This window comes from Acidimicrobiales bacterium, assembly GCA_035540975.1.
Taxonomy (GTDB): Bacteria; Actinomycetota; Acidimicrobiia; order Acidimicrobiales.
The window spans coordinates 1-21,138 of record DATLFN010000114.1 but is presented as its reverse complement, the minus strand read 5'-3'; the positions used below and the strand labels follow the sequence as shown (position 1 = coordinate 21,138).

At 74.5% G+C, this 21,138-nt stretch carries 16 protein-coding genes; 6 read left to right on the top strand and 10 right to left on the bottom strand.

Annotated features, from left to right (window positions below; genetic code table 11):
* Nucleotides 1-350: hypothetical protein (locus VM242_11855; protein ID HVM05857.1), on the top strand; the 350-nt coding region annotated here is incomplete at its 5' end.
* Between the two features lie 12 nt (nucleotides 351-362).
* Here VM242_11855 and VM242_11850 read toward each other — a convergent pair.
* The 3 genes from VM242_11850 to VM242_11840 are packed head-to-tail and all read right to left on the bottom strand — an operon-like array spanning nucleotide 363 to nucleotide 3,359.
* A complete protein-coding gene (locus VM242_11850) occupies nucleotides 363-1,853 on the bottom strand; it encodes a vanadium-dependent haloperoxidase (GenBank protein HVM05856.1) in 1,491 nt (496 codons plus the stop codon).
* A 34-nt stretch (nucleotides 1,854-1,887) separates the two neighbouring features.
* Nucleotides 1,888-2,721, bottom strand: a complete 834-nt coding sequence (locus VM242_11845; GenBank protein HVM05855.1) for a DM13 domain-containing protein — start codon at nucleotides 2,719-2,721, stop codon at nucleotides 1,888-1,890.
* A 44-nt stretch (nucleotides 2,722-2,765) separates the two neighbouring features.
* Complete coding sequence (locus VM242_11840; protein HVM05854.1) at nucleotides 2,766-3,359, bottom strand: DJ-1/PfpI family protein; 594 nt, start codon at nucleotides 3,357-3,359, stop codon at nucleotides 2,766-2,768.
* 42 nt (nucleotides 3,360-3,401) lie between these two features.
* On the opposite strand from VM242_11840, the gene VM242_11835 reads away from it, so the two are divergent.
* Nucleotides 3,402-5,447 carry a S8 family serine peptidase gene (locus VM242_11835; GenBank protein HVM05853.1) on the top strand — a complete coding sequence of 682 codons (2,046 nt, stop codon included), beginning with the start codon at nucleotides 3,402-3,404 and terminating at the stop codon, nucleotides 5,445-5,447.
* A 52-nt stretch (nucleotides 5,448-5,499) separates the two neighbouring features.
* Nucleotides 5,500-7,428 (top strand): ATP-dependent zinc metalloprotease FtsH, encoded by a 1,929-nt coding sequence (gene ftsH, locus VM242_11830; protein ID HVM05852.1) that lies wholly within the window; start codon nucleotides 5,500-5,502, stop codon nucleotides 7,426-7,428.
* A gap of 323 nt (nucleotides 7,429-7,751) precedes the next feature.
* Here the strand turns inward: ftsH and VM242_11825 are convergent, their stop codons facing one another.
* From VM242_11825 to VM242_11815, 3 genes are all read right to left on the bottom strand, one after another.
* Nucleotides 7,752-10,934 carry a cell wall-binding repeat-containing protein gene (locus VM242_11825; protein ID HVM05851.1) on the bottom strand — a complete coding sequence of 1,061 codons (3,183 nt, stop codon included), beginning with the start codon at nucleotides 10,932-10,934 and terminating at the stop codon, nucleotides 7,752-7,754.
* A 23-nt stretch (nucleotides 10,935-10,957) separates the two neighbouring features.
* Entirely contained in the window at nucleotides 10,958-12,349 is a 1,392-nt protein-coding gene (locus VM242_11820; GenBank protein ID HVM05850.1) for a sialidase family protein, read from the bottom strand.
* A 302-nt stretch (nucleotides 12,350-12,651) separates the two neighbouring features.
* Nucleotides 12,652-13,536, bottom strand: coding sequence for a hypothetical protein (locus VM242_11815; protein ID HVM05849.1), 885 nt, complete (start codon nucleotides 13,534-13,536; stop codon nucleotides 12,652-12,654).
* Between the two features lie 390 nt (nucleotides 13,537-13,926).
* Between VM242_11815 and VM242_11810 the strand changes: the two genes are divergently transcribed.
* Nucleotides 13,927-15,984 (top strand): hypothetical protein, encoded by a 2,058-nt coding sequence (locus VM242_11810; protein HVM05848.1) that lies wholly within the window; start codon nucleotides 13,927-13,929, stop codon nucleotides 15,982-15,984.
* A gap of 22 nt (nucleotides 15,985-16,006) precedes the next feature.
* Nucleotides 16,007-17,521 carry a sialidase family protein gene (locus VM242_11805; protein HVM05847.1) on the top strand — a complete coding sequence of 505 codons (1,515 nt, stop codon included), beginning with the start codon at nucleotides 16,007-16,009 and terminating at the stop codon, nucleotides 17,519-17,521.
* 15 nt (nucleotides 17,522-17,536) lie between these two features.
* Here the strand turns inward: VM242_11805 and VM242_11800 are convergent, their stop codons facing one another.
* From VM242_11800 to VM242_11785, 4 genes are all read right to left on the bottom strand, one after another.
* Entirely contained in the window at nucleotides 17,537-18,010 is a 474-nt protein-coding gene (locus tag VM242_11800; protein ID HVM05846.1) for a hypothetical protein, read from the bottom strand.
* Nucleotides 18,011-18,050: 40 nt separating this feature from the next.
* Nucleotides 18,051-18,236 (bottom strand): hypothetical protein, encoded by a 186-nt coding sequence (locus VM242_11795; protein HVM05845.1) that lies wholly within the window; start codon nucleotides 18,234-18,236, stop codon nucleotides 18,051-18,053.
* Between the two features lie 180 nt (nucleotides 18,237-18,416).
* Nucleotides 18,417-18,689 (bottom strand): hypothetical protein, encoded by a 273-nt coding sequence (locus tag VM242_11790; protein HVM05844.1) that lies wholly within the window; start codon nucleotides 18,687-18,689, stop codon nucleotides 18,417-18,419.
* Nucleotides 18,690-18,761: 72 nt separating this feature from the next.
* A complete protein-coding gene (locus VM242_11785; GenBank protein ID HVM05843.1) occupies nucleotides 18,762-20,084 on the bottom strand; it encodes an O-antigen ligase family protein in 1,323 nt (440 codons plus the stop codon).
* 331 nt (nucleotides 20,085-20,415) lie between these two features.
* On the opposite strand from VM242_11785, the gene VM242_11780 reads away from it, so the two are divergent.
* Nucleotides 20,416-21,138 (top strand): CAP domain-containing protein (locus VM242_11780; protein HVM05842.1); only part of this gene is annotated, 723 nt, incomplete at its 3' end.

Sequence of the window (21,138 nt, the reverse complement as noted above, 5' to 3'; positions counted from 1 at the left end):
GCGGGGGGGCGGGCGGCCATGTGGGCGACGGCGCCACGTACGACCCGGCGACCGACACCTGGGAGCCGCTCCCTGAGTTCGACACCCTGGCGCCGCGCGGCGGCCACGCCATGGCGTGGACGGGCCAGGAGGTCCTCATCTGGGGCGGGGGCGACGATCGGATCTACGGCAACGGTGCGCGGTACCGACAGGGCGACGGATGGGAGCTGCTCCCCCGCGCCCCGGGCGACGGCACGGCGAACGGGGCGACGGCATGGACCGGGGAGGAGCTGCTCCTGTGGGGCGGCGGTGCCGGTGGCGGCAGCGCGGAGCGCGGGCGATCGAACCAGGGCCTGCGCTTCCGGCCCTGATCAGGGCCCGGTTCAGTCGGCGGCGGGCGCCCCGTCCGCCTCGGCCCGGTCGACGACCAGCCGGCCGATCTTCTCCCCGACCTGCAGGCCGACCTCGTTGTCCTTCCGCCAGTGGATGCCGCCCCACAGCCGGGCGTTCGCCGCCTCCTCCGCCTTGGCACGGAACTCCGCCGCGTTGTCCGGGAACAGGTAGGAGAGCACCTCGCTCACCGCGCCGGAGTAGGTGGCGTGGCCCGAGATGTAGGACGGGAAGAACGGCGTGTCGATGTAGGGCTTCCACGCCGGGTCCACGCCCAGGTCCTGGACCCCGTTCTCGGGCCGGGGGTCCCAGTAGGCGTACTTGGCGTCCCACGCGGCGACGCCGGCGTCCGCCATGGCGACGTTGGCCAGCGCCATCGCCCGCTCCGCCTGGGGCTCGCTCGGCTGGCGGTCCCGGAGATAGGCCAGGGCCACCTCGTTCCAGACGCCGGCGGGCAGGGGCGTCCCCTGGCCGCCGGCCCAGAACGTCGCCTTGCGCTTCTGCTCCTCGGTGAGCTCGGCCTTGACCCGGACCATCTCCTCCGCCTGCGCCCGGAACTCCGGCGACCCGAACACCGGCGGCGGGCCGGGCCGGAACTGGTCGCCCTTCTCCATCACCCAGGTCTTCCACGTCCCCGCCAGCGGCTGGACGGGGTTGGCGACCGAGCCGGTCGGCGGCTCCCAGTAGCGGGGCCGGCCGCCGGGACGGGTCCCGTCCCACTCCCGGTCGGCGCCGTCCGCCTTGGCGTGGGCCACGACCTTGTCGCCGATCGCCGTGCCGAGCGCCAGGCCGGCGTCGATGTCGCTCGGCCAGTTGGCACCCGCCTGCACCCGCGACAGGGCGGCCTGGTCGGCTGCTTCCTCCAGCCGCAGGGCCGGCCGCTCGGGGAACAGGTAGGCGAGGACCCGGGAGGTGGCCCCGGCGATGACCGCGTGCTCGGACGGGTACGACGGGTCGGGCCCGGGCCCGGACAGCCGCTCGACCACGTCGGGCGCCTCCCGGTCGTACTCGTACTTGTAGTGCCAGGCGGCCACCATGGCGTCGTAGGCGGCCACGCTCACCAGGGCGTAGGCACGCGACGAGTTGGGCGGGTCCTTCTCCCGAGCCGAGACGAACTCGAGGGCCATCTCGACCCACGGGGCGCTCACCGGCTCGCCCTCGCCGGCCCACTTGCGGATGATGTCCTCGACCTCCGGCGTGCGCTCGTCGGCGAGCTTCCGCAGCTCCTCCTCGTCGGCCCGGGCCCCGGCCGACCCCTCGCCCGGCGGCGGAGGCACGGGGATCTCGTCCGGCGCGTTGAGGACCCACGTGCGCCACCTTCCCGCGCTCGGTTCGGCCTTCGTCTCGACCACCGGCTCACCGGTGGAGGCACCGTCCTCTCCGCCGTCGCCGTCGCCGCACGCGGCGGCGGCCAGGACGAGCGCGGCGATCAGGGCGGCTCCCGCCCGTCGACGCGGGCTCGACGTCAGAGAAGTGCGGGACACCATGCGGCTCCTCGATTGCACAGGGGCGGGCGGCTCACGATCGGGTCAAGGGCGCCATCGCGTAGGCGATGGCCACCGGCGCGCACCAGATGACGACCGAGCGGACCTTGTCGGTCGGCACACCGGCCGGGACGACGTAGTTCTGGCTGCCGAGCGTCGACTTGAGGTTGCCCAGCTGGACGAACGGGCTGGCGACCGCCTCCTCGCTGGTCTTGGGCGCCTCCGCCTCGCTGAGCCACACGAACAGGTCGGTGTTGGTGGAGACCTCGAAGTCGTCCTCGAAGCGCACGAGGCGCGTCCCGTCAGCGAGCTCGTACAGCCGGGCCGTGCCCTTCCCCTCCATCTCGACGGGCGAGAACGGGCCGGCGCCGACGAGCGTCTCGGGCGCCATCCCGGCCAGCGGCGCCTCGACCAGCGGCGTGTCGATCTGCTGGTCGACGACGGCGGTCCACGGCCCGGTCGTCGCCACGTCCAGCCGGATCGAACCGGTGTGGATGCCGAACCCCTCGCCCTTGCCCGGGCAGGTGCCCTCGGCGACGGGCCGCGGCTTGCGAGGGGGCGGATCGCTCGTGATGGTGAGGCGCCCGGCGTCGCACGTCCACCGGACGCGCCACTGGATGGCGCTGTCGATGATCGTGAAGGCGGCGGTCCGGGAGGGGCCCGAGCCCTGGAGCGTGGTGACCGTCTCCCAACGCGGAGCGGCGCGGCTGACGACGGTCGTCTCCCCCGCCGGGGCCGTCGTCGTGGTCCGGTCGGCGGACGGGGGCGTCCCCCCGGCCGCCTCGCCCGTGCCGTCCCCACCGCCGCATGCAGCGACCAGCAGCGAGAGACACGCCACCATGGCGACGCACCTGCCCCCGGCACGCATCCATGGATCGTAGGTGCTCCTGCGGACGGCCGCAGGACGTCGCGTCACACGGGCGGCTGGGGGTCGTACTGGATCAACCGCCGTACCTCCCGTGCCCGCTCCACCGAGTGGAACCGCCGGACGAGGTGCAGCGCCATGTCGATGCCGGCCGAGACGCCGGCCGCCGTCACGACGTCGCCGTCGTCGACGTAGCGCTCGTCGGGGCGGGCGTCGACGCCGGGGGCCAGCCGGCGCAGGTCGTCGAAGGACGACCAGTAGGTGGTGGCGGGCCGGTGGTCGAGGAGGCCGGCGTCGGCCAGGACCAGGGCGCCGGTGCAGACGCTGGCCAGCACGGCGCCCGCCTCCGACGCCGAGCGCACGCGCTTGCGCACCCCCTCGTCCCCGAGGAGCGGGCGCGTCCCCGGGCCGCCCGGCCAGACGAGGACGTCGAACGGCGGCGCCGTCGCCCACGTGTGGTCGGCCAGCACGCGTGCGCCCCGGGCGCAGGTGATGACGCCGTCGGTGTCGGCCACCGTGAAGGCGGACACCTGGTCCTCGGGCCAGCGCCCGGCCCAGCCCGACAGCACTTCCCAGGGCCCCACCCAGTCGAGCTCCTCGACGCCGGGGAACAGGGCGATGGCGAAGGCGGTGGCGGGCACGACCGGAACTGTGCCACGCACAAGCCCGGTTAGGGTCGGGCGGTGCCTGCGTCCCGGACCGGCCGGCGTCGAACGCGCGGCGTCGTGCCCGCCCTGGCCGCCGGCGCCCTCGTGGCCATCGCCGCCCCGGCATCGCCCCCCGCCGCCGGAGCGGCCCCGCCCCAATGGGGCGCCAGCTGCCCGGCCGGTGCTTCCGGCTTCGCCGAGGGGGCCGCCCACGGGCTGGTGGCGGCGGGCGCCACCCGTGCGTGCGACGCCGACCGGTGGGCGTTCGACCTCGTCACCCGCGAGGCCGCCGCGCCGCCCGCCGCTCGGGTGCTGGTGGACGTCGACGGGCGAGCGGCGACCGGTTGCTCCGGCTCCGACCGCATGCTCGAGGCGGCGGGCGCCACCGTCACGCCGTCCTGCGACCCCACCTCGTGGCGCCGGGCGGGCCCCGTCACCGTGGAGGCCCGGGGCGACCACCACCTCCGGCTCGTGATCGACGAGGGGGTGCTGGGCACGGCCGGGGCGTTCTCGTGGTCGGCGGCGGCATCGGCGCCCGCCACCGGCATCGCCCCCACGACGCCTGCCATGGTCGCCGCGTCCGCCGAGAGCCGGCGGCGTTGGTACACCGTCGTCGACGAGCCGTCGTCGGGCGCCGCGACGGACGTCCTGGGGGCCGCCGGCCTGGCCGCCGTCCGCGCCGTCGGCGGCGGTGTGGTGCGCTTCGCCGGTGATCCCCTCGCCGCCGCCACCGCCCTGGCCGCTGCCCGGCTCGACGCCGCCGTGACGCCCGACGACGCCGGCTCGTACGCCGAGGTGCCGAACGACCCCGGGTACCCGTCGCAGTGGGGACTGCGGGCCGTCAGGGCGCCGGCGGCGTGGGACCGCACCCACGGGTCGCCAGAGACCATCGTCGCCGTCGTGGACTCGGGCGTGGACGCCACCCACCCCGACCTGGCCGCCAAGCTGGTCCCCGGCTGGGACGCCACGGTCGGCGCTCCGCTCCCCCCCGGCGACACCGATCCGTCGGGCCACGGGACGGCCGTGGCCGGCGTCGTCGCCGCCGCCACCGGCAACGGCGGCGGGCTGGCCGCCCTGGGTTGGGACACCCGCGTCGTCATGGTCAAGGACGGTGACGGCCTCCCGTCGCGCAGTGCCACCGTGGCGGGCATCCGCTGGGCCGCCGATCACGGCGCCCGCGTCGTCAACGTCAGCTCGTCGTACACGACACCCGACCCGAACGAGGCCGAGGCCGTCGCCTACGCCCGGGCCAGGGGCGCCGTGGTGGTGGCCTCGGCCGGCGACTCCGGGACGTCGGGCACGCCGCAGTACCCCGCGGCCGTCGAGGACGTGGTCGCCGTCGGCGCCACCGGGTTCGACGGCGCCCGCGCCGGCTACTCGACGGTGGCGCCGTTCGTGGACCTGGTGGCGCCCGGCGGCACGGGCGACGGGGACCCCGCCCACGAGATCCACGTGCTCGCACCCGGAGGGGGGACGCGGTTCCGGTCCGGCACCAGCTACTCGGCGCCTCTCGTGAGCGCCGCCGTGGCCCTCGTCATCGGCGCCCGGCCGGAGGTGACGGCCGCGCAGGCCGCCTCGCTCGTGGTCGCCACCGCCGCCGACCGGGGCACTCCCGGGCGGGACCCGGAGTACGGGGCGGGGCTGCTCGACGCCGATGCCGCCCTCGCCGCCGCCGGCGTCCCCGTGCGGGCACCCGCCCCACCACCCGGGTACCGGCTGGTGGCGTCCGACGGCGGGGTGTTCGCCTTCGGCGCCGCGCCGTTCCTGGGCTCGACGGGCGCCCTCCCGCTGGCCCGGCCCATCGTGGGCATGGCGCCGACCCCGAGCGGCCGCGGCTACCGGCTGGTGGCGTCGGACGGCGGGGTGTTCGCGTTCGGCGACGCCGCCTTCCTCGGCTCGACGGGCGGGCTCGCCCTGGCCCGGCCCGTCGTGGGCATGGCGCCGACCCCGAGCGGTCGCGGGTACTGGCTGGTGGCGTCGGACGGCGGGGTGTTCGCGTTCGGCGACGCCGCCTTCCTCGGTTCGACCGGCAACCTGGCCCTGGCCCGTCCCATCGTCGCGATGACGGCCACCGGGACGTAGCGCGGCGCAGCGGAGCGGCAGATAGGGACGGCCCAACTGTTACCGTGGTCCGGTGGCCGACAAAAAGCGACGCGGCACGCCCCTGCTCGAGGAGGACCAGGGTCGCGCCCGGCGGGTCCTCTCCAAGCTGAAGACGCCGACCGGGATCCTCGCCGTCCTCCTCGTCTTCCTCGTCGTGGTCTACGCGGTGGTGCTCAACGCCATCCGGCCGCACACGCCGGGGCGCGAGGTGAGCATCGACGAGGTGGTCCAGCGCATCCGCGACAAGGAGATCACCAATCTCACCCTGCTGGCCGAGGACCACCGCATGGTCGGGACCGACGAGCGCGGCCCTTGGTGGACCTCCGTCGGCCCGTTCGACCTCCTGGCCGAGGAGATCCTCACCGACGCCACCACCAACGGCGTCACGACGCGGATCGACGGCCAGACGGGCAAGAACATCCTCAAGCTGGCCACCACGTTCCTGCTGCCGGTCGTCTCCCTCGTCGTCCTGTTCAGCCTCATGTACTCGATCCGGCGGGGAGGCGGCACGGAGGAGTTCGCACTGCTGGGGCGGGCCCGGGCCAACCGGTACGCCTCCGAGGAGGGCAGCGAGGTCACCTTCGCCGACGTGGCCGGGGCCGACGAGGCCATCCAGGAGCTGAAGGAGGTCCGCGACTTCCTCAAGTCGCCCGAGGAGTTCGAGCGCATGGGGGCCAAGCCGCCCCGGGGCGTGCTCCTCCTCGGCCCGCCCGGCTGCGGCAAGACGCTGCTGGCCAAGGCGGTGGCCGGCGAGGCGGGGGTGCCGTTCTTCTCCGTCTCCGCATCGGCGTTCGTGGAGATGCTGGCCGGCGTGGGCGCCTCCCGCGTCCGCGACCTGTTCCAGAAGGCCAGGGCCGCCGCCCCCTCGATCGTCTTCGTGGACGAGATCGACGCCGTCGGCCGGGCCCGCTCCATGGGCGACACCGGCAACGCCGAGGGCGAGAACACCCTCAACGAGCTGCTGGTCCAGCTGGACGGCTTCGACGCCGCCCAGCGCGTCGTCCTCATGGCGGCCACCAACCGGGCCGACATGCTCGACTCGGCGCTGATGCGCAAGGGGCGCTTCGACCGCCACATCGTCATCGACGTGCCGGACTTCACGGGCCGTGCCGCCATCTTCCGGGTTCACGCCCGGGGAAAGCCGCTCGCCCCCGACGTCGACCTCGACCGGTTCGCCCGGCGCACCATCGGCATGAGCGGCGCCGAGATCTCGGCCGTGATGAACGAGGCCGCCACGCTGGCCACCCGCAAGCGCAAGACCGAGATCGGGAACACCGACATCAGCGAAGCCATCGAACGGGTCATCGCCGGCCCCGAGATGCACAGCCGCATCCTGGGCCCGGAGGAGAAGCGCCGCGTGGCCTACCACGAGGCCGGCCACGCCATCGTCGGCTGGGTGCTCAACACGTCCGCCACGGTCGACAAGGTCTCCGTGGTGTCGCGCGGGCACAGCCTGGGCGGCACGTGGAGCCTGCCGACCGAGGACAGCCGCCTCCGCACCCGCTCGCAGTACGAGCAGGAGATCGCCTCGCTCGTGGCCGGTCGCAGCGCCGAGCTGGTCGTCTACGGCGACCCCTCGGGGGCGTCGTCGGCCGACCTCGTCCGGGCCACCTCGATGGCGCGCCAGATGGTCTACGAGCTGGGGATGAGCGACGACATCGGCCCGGTCGCCATCTCCAGCCGCGACGGCGCCTACGCCCCCGAGCACTCGGACGAGCTGACCCGGGAGGCCGACCGGGCCGTGCGCAAGATGCTGGAGAAGGGCGACGAACGGGCCCGTGCGGTGATCACCGCCTACCGCCAGCACCTCGACCGCCTGGCCGAGCAGCTGGTCCAGGTCGAGACCCTCGAGCACCAGGACCTCCAGGACCTCCTCGGTGACCTTCCCAAGGGCCTCCCGCCCACCCCCGACGTCCGCCCCCAGCGCCGCAGCGGCCCGACGTCGCTCCGCACCGGCTGACGTCCCGCCGGTGCTCCGCACCGGCTGACGTCCTGCCGGAGCGCAGGGCCGGCACCCCCGGAGGCCGAGGGCCGACGGCCCGGAGGCCGAAGCGAACGCCCGCCCCTGGGCGCGACGAACCGAGGCAGCGGCCCGGGGCGCGGGCGTGACGCTCCGGCGGCAAGAAGGGGCGCATACCGCCCCGTCCTGCCGCCGGACCCGCGCCAGCGGCCTCTCGCCGGCGGACCGTGACCGGCCCCCCGGCCGCCGGAGGCTCACAGCCGACCGGGCCGCCTCGCGCCCGGGCGCCGCCGCCGAGGCGGCGGCGCCCCGGCGGCGGTTCCTCAGTCGGCGGCGGCGATCCCGACCACCGGCTGGTTCAGCCTGATGCTGCCCGTCGACCCGGAGAACACGGCGTCGCCGAAGGCGAAGACGCCGCCGTCGGAGGCCACCAGGTAGTACCCGCGGCCGGTGGGCGTGGTGTCCATGCCGACGACGGGCTGGTTGAGCCGGATTGCTCCGGTGGAGCCGGAGAAGACGGCGTCGCCGAAGGCGAAGACGCCGCCGTCGGAGGCGACCAGCAGGTAGCCGTTGCCCGTCGGCGTGGCCGTCGCCCCCACGACCGGCCGGTTGAGCCTCGTCCCGCCCGTCGAGCCCTGGAACCGGGCGTCGCCGAAGGCGAAGACGCCGCCGTCGGCGGCGACCAGCCAGTAGCCGAGCCCGGTGGGCGTCGGCACCAGCGAGACCACCGGCTGGTTGAGCGGCCTGCCGCCGGTCGATCCGAAGAACTGGGCGTCGCCGAAGGCGAAGACGCCGCCGTCCTTGGCGACGAGCCAGTAGCCGCCTCCGGACGGGGTCGGCGCCATGGCAACGATGGGCTGAACCAGCCGCAGCCGCGCCGTCGTCCCGTGGAACACGGCGTCGCCGAAGGCGAAGACTCCACCGTCCTCGGCCACGAGCCAGTAGCCGAGGTTGCTCGGGGTGTCGGCCACGCCGACCATCGGCCGGTTGAGCCGGATGCCGCCGGTGGAGCCGAAGAACTGCACGCCGCCGAAGGCGAAGACGCCGCCGTCCTTGGCGACGAGCCGGTACCCCGGGCCACCGAGCGAGGCGAACGAGCGGACGACGATGAGGCGGTCCACGCCGTTGCGGAGGCCGAGGCGGTTCAGGGCGGCCTCGGCCGCCACGGGGTCCGCACCCGGGGTGAGCAAAACGAGCCCGCCGGCCCGGGCCGCGGCGGCGGCGGTCAGGGCGGCGTCCACCGGCTGCTCACCGTCGGCCACGTAGACGATGTTGGTGGGCACCAGCCGCCCGGCCGACTCACCGGCGAACGCCTCGGACGCCGCGTACACGTCGCCGGCCAGGCGGCGGGCGCCGGGCAGGGACCCGAGCACGGCGTCGCTCACCGCGCCGGTCCCGCCGGCCACCAGCGTGGTGGTGATGTTGAGGGCGGCGAGCGCGTCGAGAGTGGCCTGGGGAATGCCGCCCGTCTCGACGAAGAGGATCGGCAGGCGCCGGTGGGCGGCCAGCCCGGCGGCGGCGGCCGCCTCCTTGGTGTTGGCGTTGACGACGATGGCGGCGTCGAAGGCGGGAACGCCACCGGCGCGCTGCTCGTCAGTGCGCCGGTCCATGTTCAGGGCCACCAGCCGGGCGGTGTCCGCCGGGCTGGCCCCGGCCAGCCGCGTCACCTGGTCGCCGGGGACGCCGGCCGCCACCAGGTCGCTCACCACGCCGGCCGAGAGGGAGGCCTCGGAGCCGATCACGAAGGCGCCGATCGGGTCCATGCGGTCGACCTCGGCCCGCTGTTCGGGCGAGAGCCGGCCACCGGGCGAGGCCAGCAGCGGGCCGAGGTGGGCCCGGGAGAGCACGGCGCCGGCCAGGGCGGCGGCGGGGTCGCGCTCGTTGACGATCACCGGGCGGGTCACTTCACGGTTGGAGAAGCCGACGTTCAGGACCGCCTGGGAGCCGCCCTGGTAGGCCCACTTCGACAACTCCACCGACAGTGCGGGCCGGACGGACTCCGGTATCCGTTCCACCGGGATCTCCGCCGGCGCCCGGAGGTTCATCCGGCCGAGGTAGACGTCCTGGTTCTCGTTGTCGAAGTTGCCCTCACGCGAGTCCACCCATACGAAGAGCACCTCGCCGTCGCCGATGTGGGCGAGGGCCGGTCCCCACGACCAGTAGGCCTGGCCGTAGTGGTCGTAGCCGACGTCGAGGTTCTGGGTCTTGTCGCTGATCCGGCGGTCCTGGTTGAACGACTGGCCGCCGTCGAGGGAGTAGTCGTAGTAGGTGTCGCCCATGCGCGCCTCGCCGTTGCCGAGGTGGGAGTGGGTCGGTGCCCGGTAGGCGTGGCGACGGTCCTGCCACACGACGTCGACCCGGCTGTCGGGCGACACGAGAACGCGCGGGTGGCGCTGGGCGGGGCCGACGCCAGGCGCGCCGGACCCGACGGGGTCGTCGTTCACCCGGATCGGCGTGTCCCAGGTGGCGCCCAGATCGGCGGAGCGGATCAGGAGCACGTCCACGTCGGGATGGATGAAGTGGTCCTGGCGCACCCCCGGCCCCGGGAAGGGCGGCCCCTGCATGTAGACGACGTAGAGCCGGCCGTTGTTCGGGTCGACCGCCATCCGGGGGAACGACGAGTTGGTGAACGGAGCGTTGACCTGGTCGTCGTAGGCCCGGACGGGGGCGGCCTGAACCCTCGTCCACGTCGCTCCGGCCGTGACCGACTTCGCCACGAAGATGAACGAGTTGGTGCCTTGACCCCGGTAGGCGATGAAGGCGTTGCCGTTCGGTGCCACGACCGGCACCGACGGCTCCAGCGACGCGACGTTGCCGCTGACGTCCACCGGCGGCGACCACGTCAGGCCGCCGTCGTTCGACACGACCGCCATGGCGCGGTTGCCGGCGGCGAGCGTGGCCGAGGTGGAGACGTAGAGCCGGTCGGCGCCACCGGCGCCGCCGTTGCGGTGCACCCCGATCTCGGGGAGCCGGTACGCGGTGGTGGCGACAGGCGACAGGGCGGCGACGACGGGGGTGAAGGTGCGGCCGCCGTCGGTCGACCGGACCACGATGAGCGACTGGCCGGCGTCCGTCGTCGGGCGGGAGGCGAACACGCTGTAGACGTTGCCCCCGGAGCCGAACGCGACGGCACCGTCGAATGCCCCACCGTTCGGGTCGCACATCGGGTTGGGGTAGGGGCTGTTGGCGGGCGGGAACCCCGGGGCGTTGGGGAAGGTGCCCTTGACCGGCCACGTGCGCCCGGCGTCGAAGCTCACGTTGTAGTTGCAGTTGCCGGCCAGGAGGTCGAGCTCGGTCTCCACCACGTGGCTGGCGTCGGCCGGGTTCACGGCCAGGCCGGGACGGTCGCGGCCGCGGCCGTCGGCGTCGTAATCGCCGAGGTTCTGGTTGGGCGTGGCCCGCAGCTGGCCCACACTCTGCGCCTCGGCTCCGGGAGCCGGGAGCAACAGGGTGCTCACCACCAGGAGGAGGGCGATCGTCCGCCGGCTTGTGCGTCTGCTGTGCATGCTGTGGGTGTCTCCTTGTCGGCTCATCGGGGAACGAGACGGACGGGTGCGAAGTAGACGTCCTGGCGGCCGGTGTCCTCGCTGCCGTGGCGGGTGTCGGTCCAGGTGACGAGGGCCTCGTCGGCGCGGCTCACCAGGCCGATCCGGCTGCCGGGATCGGCGTTGCCGGCGTCGGGCGACGTCGGGCCGACGCGGGAATCGAACATGCGGTCGGAGACGACGACGGTGCGCCACGACTCGCCCCGGTCGAAGCTGGTGGCCAGGGCGGCGGCGGCCAGCACGTTGTCGGCGTCGCCGCTGTGGTCGAGGAAGGCCACGTCGACGCGGCCGCCCGGTGCGACGGAGACGACGGGCAGGTACTGGTCGGCCTCGGGGGCCGAGCCGTCCTCGTTGACCTGGGTCCTGGCCGTCCACTCGCCGCCGCCGGCGGGCGCCCGCCGGACGAAGACGTCGGAGTCACCGTTGGTGCCGTCGGCCCAGGCGACGTAGACGGCGCCGTCCGACGAGTCCACCGCGATCGAGGGTGCCTTGGGCCAGTAGGGGTTGAAGCGCTCCGTCGGCACGACGGCGTCGTCGACGACGCTCGCCTCCTCGAAGCTCTCCCCGCCGTCGGTCGACCGGGCCAGCACGAGCGCGAAGTCGCCCTCGTGGACCGACCGGTTCGGTCGGCCCTCGAAGTCGTCGGCGTCGTCGCCGAAGTCCTGGTAGAGCACGTAGAGACGGCCGCCGGGGCCGACGACGGGAACCGGCGCCCCGACCCGCTCGCGCTCGTCGGCGCTGACCTGGACGGGATCGCCGAACGTGGCGCCACCGTCGCTCGACGTGGCGGCCATCACCGGGTTGGGAGGCGGCCCGAAACCGTTCCGCACCGTTGCCACCGCCTCGGACGCCTGGACGAACACCACGTGCACGTCGCCCCCCTCACCGGCGGCGACGCGGGGCTGGAACCCGAACGGGCCGGACACCCTGGTGGCCGGCTCGAACGTCGCCCCGCCGTCGTCGGAGCGGGCGAGCCAGATGGCGGTGGGGTTGTTCTCGGGATCGGAGACCGTGTGGAAGGTGGCGAAGAGCGTGCCCGCGCCGTCGAACACCAGGTCCGGGGCATGGGCGCGGACCTCGCCGGCGGGCAGGGGCAGCTCCACGGCGGACCAGGTGCGCCCGGCGTCGGCCGACCGGTAGACGGCGGCCCCGAGCTGGGGCCGGTCCACCCGGGCGGCCACGACCATCGTCTCGGGATCGGTCGGGCTGGCGACGATGGCGGGCGAGTTGAACGCGACCAGTGGGTCGGCGACGGCGCCGGTGACCGCCACGTTCGTCCCCGACGCCACCTCGGCCTGCTCGGCGTCGTCACCGTCGGCGACGACCAGGCCGATGCCGACCAGCAGCAGGCCGACGCCCGCAGCCCCGACGAGCATGGCGTTCCGGTTTTTCGACGGCGGCAACCGCCTGGCCGCCGCCCGTGCCCCGGACATCTCTGACGCTCCCACCGACGGTCCCCTCCGTTCGTCGTGCCCCGTACCCGTGCGCCCCGCCCCCCGGCCGGGTACGGAGCCGTGGATGGAGCGGGCGCTCGCTCCACGGCTTCCTCGCCGATGCCCGCCTCCGACCGGCTGTCGACCTCTGCGGGACCAACCTAGTGCCGAACTCTATTCCAGACGTGCCGAAGGGGCAGCCCGAGGGCTGCCCCTTCGATCGCGTCGAGCGACGAACTGACCGCTTACCGCCGAACCTCGACCGGAGCCTTCTCCTCACGACGGCCGGCCAGCACCATCGCCGAGGCGGCGAGGCTGAGCAGGAGGCCGATGCCCACCAGGCCGATGGCCAGCCACGGCGTGCTGCTCGATGCCGGGGCGGTCTCGACGGTGGCGGAGCGGCGGGCCGGTGCCGTCACGGGCGACGTCTCCTCGGCGGGAGCCGGAGCGGCGACGGCCGGAGCGGCCGGGGCGGCGGCGGCCGGAGCCGGGATCGCCTCGGGAGCCGGGGTGGCGATGGCCGGGGCCGGGGCGGCGGCCGGAGCCGGGGCCGGAGCGGCGGCGGCGGCCGGAGCCGGGGCGACCCGGGTGCGGGTGGCCGGAGCCGGGGCCGGCGTGGCGGCCGGGGCGGGCGAAGCCGACTGGGCCGGAGCCGGGGCGGCGGCGGTCGCCGGAGCGGGCGCCGGGTCCTCGGGGATGGCGGGCGTCGCGGCGACGGGAGCGGCCACCGGGCCGGTCACCTGGAACGTCGCCCGGGCCGGCGTGCCAGCGGCGGGCGTACCATCAGCGTTGTTCTGGGTGGCGAGGATGGTGTACGAGCCGGGCGCGACGTTCGGCACGGTGAACGCGAACGAGATGTCGCCGGCGGAATCCGGACGACCTTCCCAGAGGATGGCGCCGGTACGGCTCCCGAGCCGCACGTAGACGGGCTCCGTCGACGGCGAGCTGCCGTGGGCGTTGCTGAAGCCCTTGCCGGAGCCGTGAACCGTGGTGCCGACGTCGCCCGAAGCCGGGCTGACCGACAAGCTGGCGAGCGCACCGCACGCGTAGGCGATCGAGGCGGCCAGCACCGGCACGGCGACGACGCCGGCCACTGCGACGGCCAACCGTCGTCTCTTGAGGTCCTTCATGTTGTCCCCTTTTCTCCCGGTGACCCGTCCACAGGCGGGTACCCGTCGTGTTGTCGACTGACGTCCCTGCCACCAACTGGAACTCTGCACCTACTGCCAGGTAGTCCCACGCCGCTCTAGTTGCCATGAGGAGTATTACATACTGGCGCCGGTCTTCCAATACCCTTGGCGACAGCTTTGCGGGACGGCGCCGCGCCCGTATAGTTCCGGCTTCGCCCAGTGCCCCGGGCTCGCTCCCGGGCAGGACGGGAGGGATCACCGATGGTCACATGGTCGAGGAGAGGGCACGCGCGTGCCCGGCGGTTCGGCGGGGCGGCGACGGCGGTGGCCCTGCTCACGGCACTGCTTGGGGCACCGGCGCAGGCCGGCTCACCAGGCGCCACGGTGCGGGTGAGCGTGTCGTCCACCGGCGCCCAGGGGACGGCGGGCGGCCTGCCGGCGCCGTCGATCAGCGACGACGGCCGGTACGTGACCTTCCACACCCGCTCACAGGGCCTCGTCGGCGGCGACACCAACGGTGACGACGACGTCTTCGTGCACGACCGCCAGACGGGCGCCACGACGCGGGTGAGCGTCGGCGTCGGCGGAGCGCAGGCCGACGGCCCCAGCTTCTTCCCCGACATAAGCGGCGACGGTCGCTACGTCGCGTTCGGCTCCGGTGCCTCGAACCTGGTGGCAGGCGACACCAACCACAACCCGCCGTCGCCGACGGCGTCCCCGGAGACCGTGGGCCGGGACGTGTTCGTGTACGACCGCACCACCGGGGCAACCACCCGGGAGAGCGTCTCGAGCGACGGGACACAGGCGGCGTGCTTCACTACGGGTGGCGCTCTGACCACCTGCGGCGGCGGTGGCGCCGCGCTGTCCGACCCCGACCTCAACGCCGACGGCCGCTTCGTGGCCTTCAGCGCCAATGCCAACAACCTGGTCGCGGGTGACACCAACGGGCAGGCCGACGTGTTCCTCCGGGACCGCCAGGCCGGCACCACCACGCGGGTCAACCTCACGGTCACCAACGGGCAGAGCGCGGGCGGCGCCAGCCTGGATCCCTCGATCAGCGCCGACGGGCGCTACGTGGCCTTCCGCTCCAACGCCACCAACCTGGTGCCCGGAGACACCAACGCCCAGCCGGACGTCTTCGTGCGCGACACGGTGGCGAACACCACGGTCCGGGCGAGTGTCACCAACGAGGGCGCGCAGGCGACGGGGGGCGGGAGCCTGCTCCCCTCCATCAGCGCCGACGGCCGCCACGTGGCCTTCAGCTCGGCGGCCACCAACCTGGTGCCCGGAGACACCAACGGCCGGCCCGACATCTTCGTGCGCGACCTCGTCGCCGGCACCACGACACGCGTCAGCGTCGCCACCGGCGGTGGGCAGGCGGACGACGGGTCGTTCGTGCCGTCCATCAGCGGCAACGGCCGGTACGTGGCCTTCGACTCGCCGTCCACCAACCTGGTGGCCGGCGACACCAACGGCGTGAGCGACATCTTCGTCCACGACCGGGAGACGGGGACCACCACCCGGGCCAGCGTCACCCGCCTCCTCGGCCAGGCCGACAAGGGGTCGTTCTTCCCGTCCCTCGACCTCGGCGGCCGCTTCGTGGCCTTCGGCTCGGACGCCACCAACCTGGTCGCCGGCGACACCAACGAGGGGCCCGACGCCTTCGTCCACGACCGCACGCAGCCGACGCCCTCGTCGACCGGTTACCGCCTGGTGGCCTCCGACGGCGGCATCTTCGCCTTCGGCGACGCCGGGTTCTTCGGCTCCACCGGCGCCCTGCGGCTGAACCGGCCCATCGAGGGGATGGCGTCGACACCCCGCAACCTCGGGTACTGGCTGGTGGCGTCCGACGGCGGGATCTTCGCCTTCGGCGACGCCGGGTTCTTCGGCTCCACCGGCGCCCTGACCCTCAACCAGCCGATCGTGGGCATGGCCTCCACCCCGCTCGGCCAGGGCTACTGGCTGGTGGCCGCCGACGGCGGCATCTTCGCCTTCGGCGACGCCCGGTTCCACGGCTCGACGGGGGCCATCAGGCTGAACCAGCCCATCCGGGGCATGGCGGCGACGCCCACCGGCAAGGGCTACTGGCTGGTCGCCTCCGATGGCGGCATCTTCGCCTTCGGCGACGCCGCCTTCTTCGGCTCCACCGGCGCCCTGAAGCTCAACAAGCCCATCGTCGGCATGGCGCCGACGCCCACGGGGCGGGGCTACTGGCTGGTGGCGGAGGACGGCGGGATCTTCGCCTTCGGCGACGCCACGTTCCTCGGCTCGACGGGTGCGCTCACCCTCAACCAGCCCATCCGGGGCATGGCCGCCAACCCGTCGGGCATGGGCTACTGGCTCGTGGCCGCCGACGGCGGGGTCTTCGCCTTCGGCGACTCCGCCTTCCTCGGCTCGACCGGGGCGCTGAGGCTCAACCGGCCGATCGAGGGGATGGCGGCCGCCTGACCGCCGTCGCGCGGCCCGTCGGATGACCGCCAGGCGCGTCGCCGCCGCCGTCCTCCCCGTGGTGGCGGCGGCGGCGCTCGCCTGCGCCTCGGTCGTCGGCGTCCGCGCCGCCACCCGGGACACGACCCCGACGGTCGGCAAGAACCTGCTCCTCAACCGGCCCGGGCCGATCGACGCCAACAACACGCCGACCGTGGCCCGCAACCCCCGCCGGCCCCAGAACCTGGTGGTCATGTACCGCGTCGACCGCCCGGCGTACTCGGCCAGGCTGCTCTGGAGCCTCGACGGCGGCCGGGCGTGGGGCACCACCGAGCTGCCGCTCCCCGAGGGGCTCGACCGGCCGTTCGCCGGCGACGCCGCGTTCTCGGCCGACGGCACCCTCTACGTCAGCTACGTCAACCTGGCCGGCAACGGGAACGCCCCCGACAACCTTTGGGTGACCCGCTCCACCGACGGTGGTCGCTCCCTCGAGGCGCCCACCCGTGTGGCCGGGGAGCTGTCCTTCCAGGCCCGCATCGTGGCCGGCGAGGGCGACACGGTGTTCGTGACCTGGCTCAAGGCCGCCGAGGTCGGCCTCGGCCTGCTCGGCCGGGGGCCCCATCCCATCGTGGTGGCGCGCTCCGACGACGGCGGGCGCACCTTCGCCGATCCGGTCGAGGTCAGCGACCCGGAGCGGGAGCGGGTGGGTGCCGCCAGCCCCGTCATCGACGGGCGGGGCCGGCTGGTCGTGCTGTACCAGGACTTCAAGGACGACCGCAGGGACTTCCAGAACCTGGACGGACCGCCGTGGGAGGGCGAGTTCGCCCTCGTCCTGGCGGCCTCCGAGGACGGCGGGCGGACCTTCGGCCCGGGCGTCGAGCTCGAGAGCGGCGTGGTCCCCACCCGGCGCTTCATCGTGTTCCTGCCCGAGTTCCCGTCGCTGGCGGCGGGTCGGTCGGGCCGGCTCTACGTGACGTGGACGGACGGCCGCCACGGGGACGAGGACGTCCTCCTCCGCCGCTCGGACGACGGCGGCCGCACCTGGGACGAGGCCGTCCGGGTGAACGACAACCCGGTCGGCGACGGCACCACGCAGTACCTGCCCAAGGTGGCGGTGGCGCCCGGCGGCCGGGTCGACGTGCTGTTCTTCGACCGCCGCCGGGACGCCGTGGACGTGATGAACGACGTCACCCTGGCATCGTCGTCCGACGGCGGGCGCTCCTTCGCCAACCTCCGACTGTCGTCCCACTCCTTCGACTCCCGCATCGGCCCGTCCACACCCCCCCACGTGGGCGTCGACTTCGGCTCCCGGCTCGGGCTGGTCGCCGCCGATGGCCCGTCGTTCGCGGCGTGGACCGACAGCCGCATGGGCGACCTCGACACGGGCCGCCAGGACATTGTCGGAGTCACCTACGAGATCCCCGCGCCGGTGGACCGGGGGGCGACCGCCGCCACCATGGCGGTGCTGGTCGCCGTGGCCGCCGTCTCCGTCGAGGGCTGGCGGCGGTCCCGCCGCTACCGTTCAGATCGCGATTGCGCGCCGGCAGGTGGCGCGTGATCGCGAGACGAACTCTCAGGCGTCGCTCCAGTGTGCCGTCACCCACACGACCCCGACGACGACGACGAGCAGGCCGGGGACGGTGTGGTAGGCGGCGATCCCGGCGTCGACCTCGTCACGTGACGCCTGGGCCACCAGCGGAAGATGGGTGGCCGTCATCCACAGGCCGGCCAGGAGCACGCCGAGACCGGCGGCCAGCGGGAACATCCCCGGCGCCGGCTGGCGGCGGCGGGCCAGCGCCACCAGCGACAGGACGACCATGAGCACGGCGGGGACCACGTGGTCAGCCACCTCCACCCGCGTGGACGTGCCGATGTCGGAGGCCGTGTAGGGCGGGAGGACCGCCACCGCCGCGGCCACCAGCCCGACCACCGGGAGGGCCCGTCGCAACGACTCGTTGCGACGCGGCCCGCCCGTCGAGGCGTCGTGGGCACCGCCCTCGGCGCCCTCGGCGACCGCACCGGTGTTCAGCTCGCTCTCGGGTGCCACGGCCCGCCTCCCCGGTGCTCGTCGATGCGGCCGACCCTATCTACATCGCCATGGCCTTGTGCCGCGGCGCGTCGTGCGGCGGGCAGTAGGGGATGCTGTGGTGCGCCTGGTGGTTGTCGTGCGGGACGGTGGCGTGCGCCGTCGTCGTACGTGCATGCTCGCAGCCGGTGTGCGTCGCTCCGGCGCCCGACGCCGGGACGACGGCGCCCACGATGCCGACCGCCAATATCGCGAGAACCCTTCGCATGTTGTGTCTCCCCTCGACTTCGCCGGACGGCGAACGGGCGTCGTACCTACCCCGCCCTCGTCCGGCGCGACACCTCCGCCGGTGAGCGGTCGACGGGACCCGCGACCGCCGCCCCGATCGAAGACGGCCCCATCCTGTGAAGCCGTGCCCGGGCCGGCGTCAGCGTTGCCCGGGCGGACCGGTGTGGTCGTGGTTGTCGTCGCCGTGCCCGTGGCCGGGCCGCGTCGTGCCGAAGGGCGGCGAGCAGTCCCCGACCGGCGGGGACGCATGGCCGACGGGGCGGGAGGCGTGGCCGACGGGCGGCGAGCACGTGCCGACGGGCGGTGAGTGGCCGGCCAGGGCCGGCAGGTTGGGGACGACGACGGCCAGGAGCCCTCCGGCGGCGACGGCCGAGAGGACCGAAGCCGTGCGGCGAACGGTGGTGTGCGGCATGGCGACCTCGTTTCCGACGCGGCGCTGGTGCGCGACCACGCCATCGGATCTCGCTTTAGCGAAAGGGGGCGTTCAGGACGCAGGGAGCCGGTCAGGTGCCTCGACCGCCGGATGGCTTCCGGAGCGGGCTCCGCGATCCGCAGTGATGCCGACGACGAGCATAGCGGCCAGCGGGAGGGCGGGAACATGCCACAAGAAGTCGAGGCCGCTGTGCACGCAGAAGGCGGCGAGGCCGGCCAGCGCGCCTGCTCCGGTGGCCGTCCGCCGCCCGGACCCGGTCGCCAGTCGACGGAGGGTGAGGGCGAGGCCGGCGACGATGGCGGCGGTGCCCGCCAACCCGGTCTCGGCCAGGAGCTGGAGGTACTCGTTGTGGACGAAGCGGGTCGTCATGCTGGCGCCCTCGTCGTCGACGTACGCATAAGTGGCGTTGCCCGGTCCGGCGCCGAGCACCGGGCGTGCGGTGAGGACGTCGATCGCCGCGCCCCAACCGTCGACGCGATCGGGCGACGCCGACGTGAGGCGCGTGGAGGTCACGTCGCCGCCGAGGCCGTGGCCTGCACCGGCGCCGGCGGCGACCGCGGCTGCGGCCAGGAGGGCGGCGACCGTCGCCGCGCCGCGCCGCTGGGCCACCACGACGACGGCGGCACCGGCCGCGACGGCGGCGCCGGCGAGACCGGGGCGTGCGGGGAGCCGGTCGGGTAGACCGGGGAGGATGCCGAGCACGGCGACGCCGGCACCGGCGAACACCGGCCACGTCCCGATCACGACGCGCCGCAGGCCCGACGCGACGGCGAGCACGACCATCCCGGCGACGAACGCAACCATCCCGCCTCGGCTCAGCGTGGCCAGGAGACCGACGAGCAGCACGTATGCGACCACGGACCACGGCACCGAGCGGCGGCCGTGCACCAGCCGGCCGAGGGCGAGGAACACGGGGAGGAGGAGGAAGCCTGCGGTGGCGTTGGCGTAGGTGAGCGTGGAAGCCGCCCGCCACAAGCCCCCGTCCAGCAGGGCCAGCGGCTCGCGGCGGAACGCGACGCCGACCGTGCCCGTCACGGCGGCGAGCACGCCGATGGCGACGACGGCCGTCAACAGAGCTTCCCCCTCGTCCGGCCCGGCCTGGCGCGCCACCACGAAGACCACCCACGACAGCGCGGCGAGGGCGACGGTCGGGGCGGCGCGCCCCAGGCTCCCGGCGGACCACCCGCTGATCACGGCGACCACCGCGAACCCGGCCAGCATCGGGGGCATGGGGTGCCCGCCCACCGTCACGGGCCGGCGGCGGGCCGCGAGCAGACCGAGCGACAGGATCACGAGCCCGGCGAGCACCCGGAACTGGTACGCGTAGAACGCGCCCTGCGACACCGTCGCGTAGGAGGCGGCGGCGACGAGCACGACGGCGGGAGCGGAGAGCGCGACGCCGCGGGCGGCGCCGTCGGGTGACGGCAGTCCGATGGCGAGATGCTATCGACGGGGCGCTGCCGCTCCGGCGGGCGTCAACTCACCCCGCACCGGCCGGGTGAGCGACGACGCAGGCGCGCCGGCTTCACCGCGGCGCGGCCGAGCGGCGTTGCCCGCGGTGCGGCGCGAATGGGTCATGCACGTCGTCACCGCCCGTTCACAGCGACGGCGCCGAGGCAGCCGAACGGCCTGAAACCGCCAAGTTTGAGCGGCCGTTGGGCGGCCGTTGATCAATGCGCCGTGAGCCGGCGACGACGACTGGGGCATGATCAAGCGCCTCGCCGCCACCGGGTTCCTCTTCGGCCTCACCGTCGCCGCCGCCCCGCTGGCGCCGGCCGCCGCCGCCGACTGCGGCCTCGCCGGACTGCTCTCGCCGTGCGTCACCCCGCCGCCGTCGCCGCAGCCGGCGCCCCTCCCGGTCCCCCCTCCGCCCGTCCTCGCCGTCCCGACGCTCCCGGCGGCTCCAGCGACGCCCGAGCCGGTGGTGACGCCCGCCCCTGCACCTCCGCCGCCGGCGCCGTCCGCGCCCGTGGCCGCCGGCCGCTCGGCCGTCCCCGCCGCCGCCGACCGGCTTCTGCAGCTGGTCAACGAGGCCCGCTCCGGCGCCGGCCTCGCCGGCCTCACCATCAGCTCCCGTGCCGCGTCGATCGCCGCCGACCACAGCATGGCCATGGCCGAGCGGGGCGACATCTACCACAACCCCGCGTACCTGACGGCGGCCACCCGGTCGTCCCTCGGTGCCCGTGCCCTCGGGGAGAACGTCGCCATGAACGGCTCCGTCGAGGCCGCCCACCAGCGCCTGATGGCCAGTCCCGGTCACCGGGCAAACATCCTGAACGGTGCCTTCGACGCCGTCGGGATCGCCGTCGTGCGCGACGCCGGCGGCACCCTGTTCATCACGCAGAACTTCCTGGACTCGGCCGGCACGGCGCCGGCGTCCCCCGCACCCAAGGCGGGGGCCAAGCCAGCGGCTGCCCCCACCGCGCCC

Excerpts from the sequence above, each read along its gene's own strand:
- VM242_11845 (HVM05855.1), bottom strand. The coding sequence starts at position 2,721 with ATGCGTGCCGGGGGCAGGTGCGTCGCCATGGTGGCGTGTCTCTCGCTG.
- VM242_11825 (HVM05851.1), bottom strand. The coding sequence starts at position 10,934 with ATGCACAGCAGACGCACAAGCCGGCGGACGATCGCCCTCCTCCTGGTG.
- VM242_11820 (HVM05850.1), bottom strand. The coding sequence starts at position 12,349 with ATGCTCGTCGGGGCTGCGGGCGTCGGCCTGCTGCTGGTCGGCATCGGC.
- VM242_11815 (HVM05849.1), bottom strand. The coding sequence starts at position 13,536 with ATGAAGGACCTCAAGAGACGACGGTTGGCCGTCGCAGTGGCCGGCGTC.
- VM242_11805 (HVM05847.1), top strand. The coding sequence starts at position 16,007 with ATGACCGCCAGGCGCGTCGCCGCCGCCGTCCTCCCCGTGGTGGCGGCG.
- VM242_11790 (HVM05844.1), bottom strand. The coding sequence starts at position 18,689 with ATGCCGCACACCACCGTTCGCCGCACGGCTTCGGTCCTCTCGGCCGTC.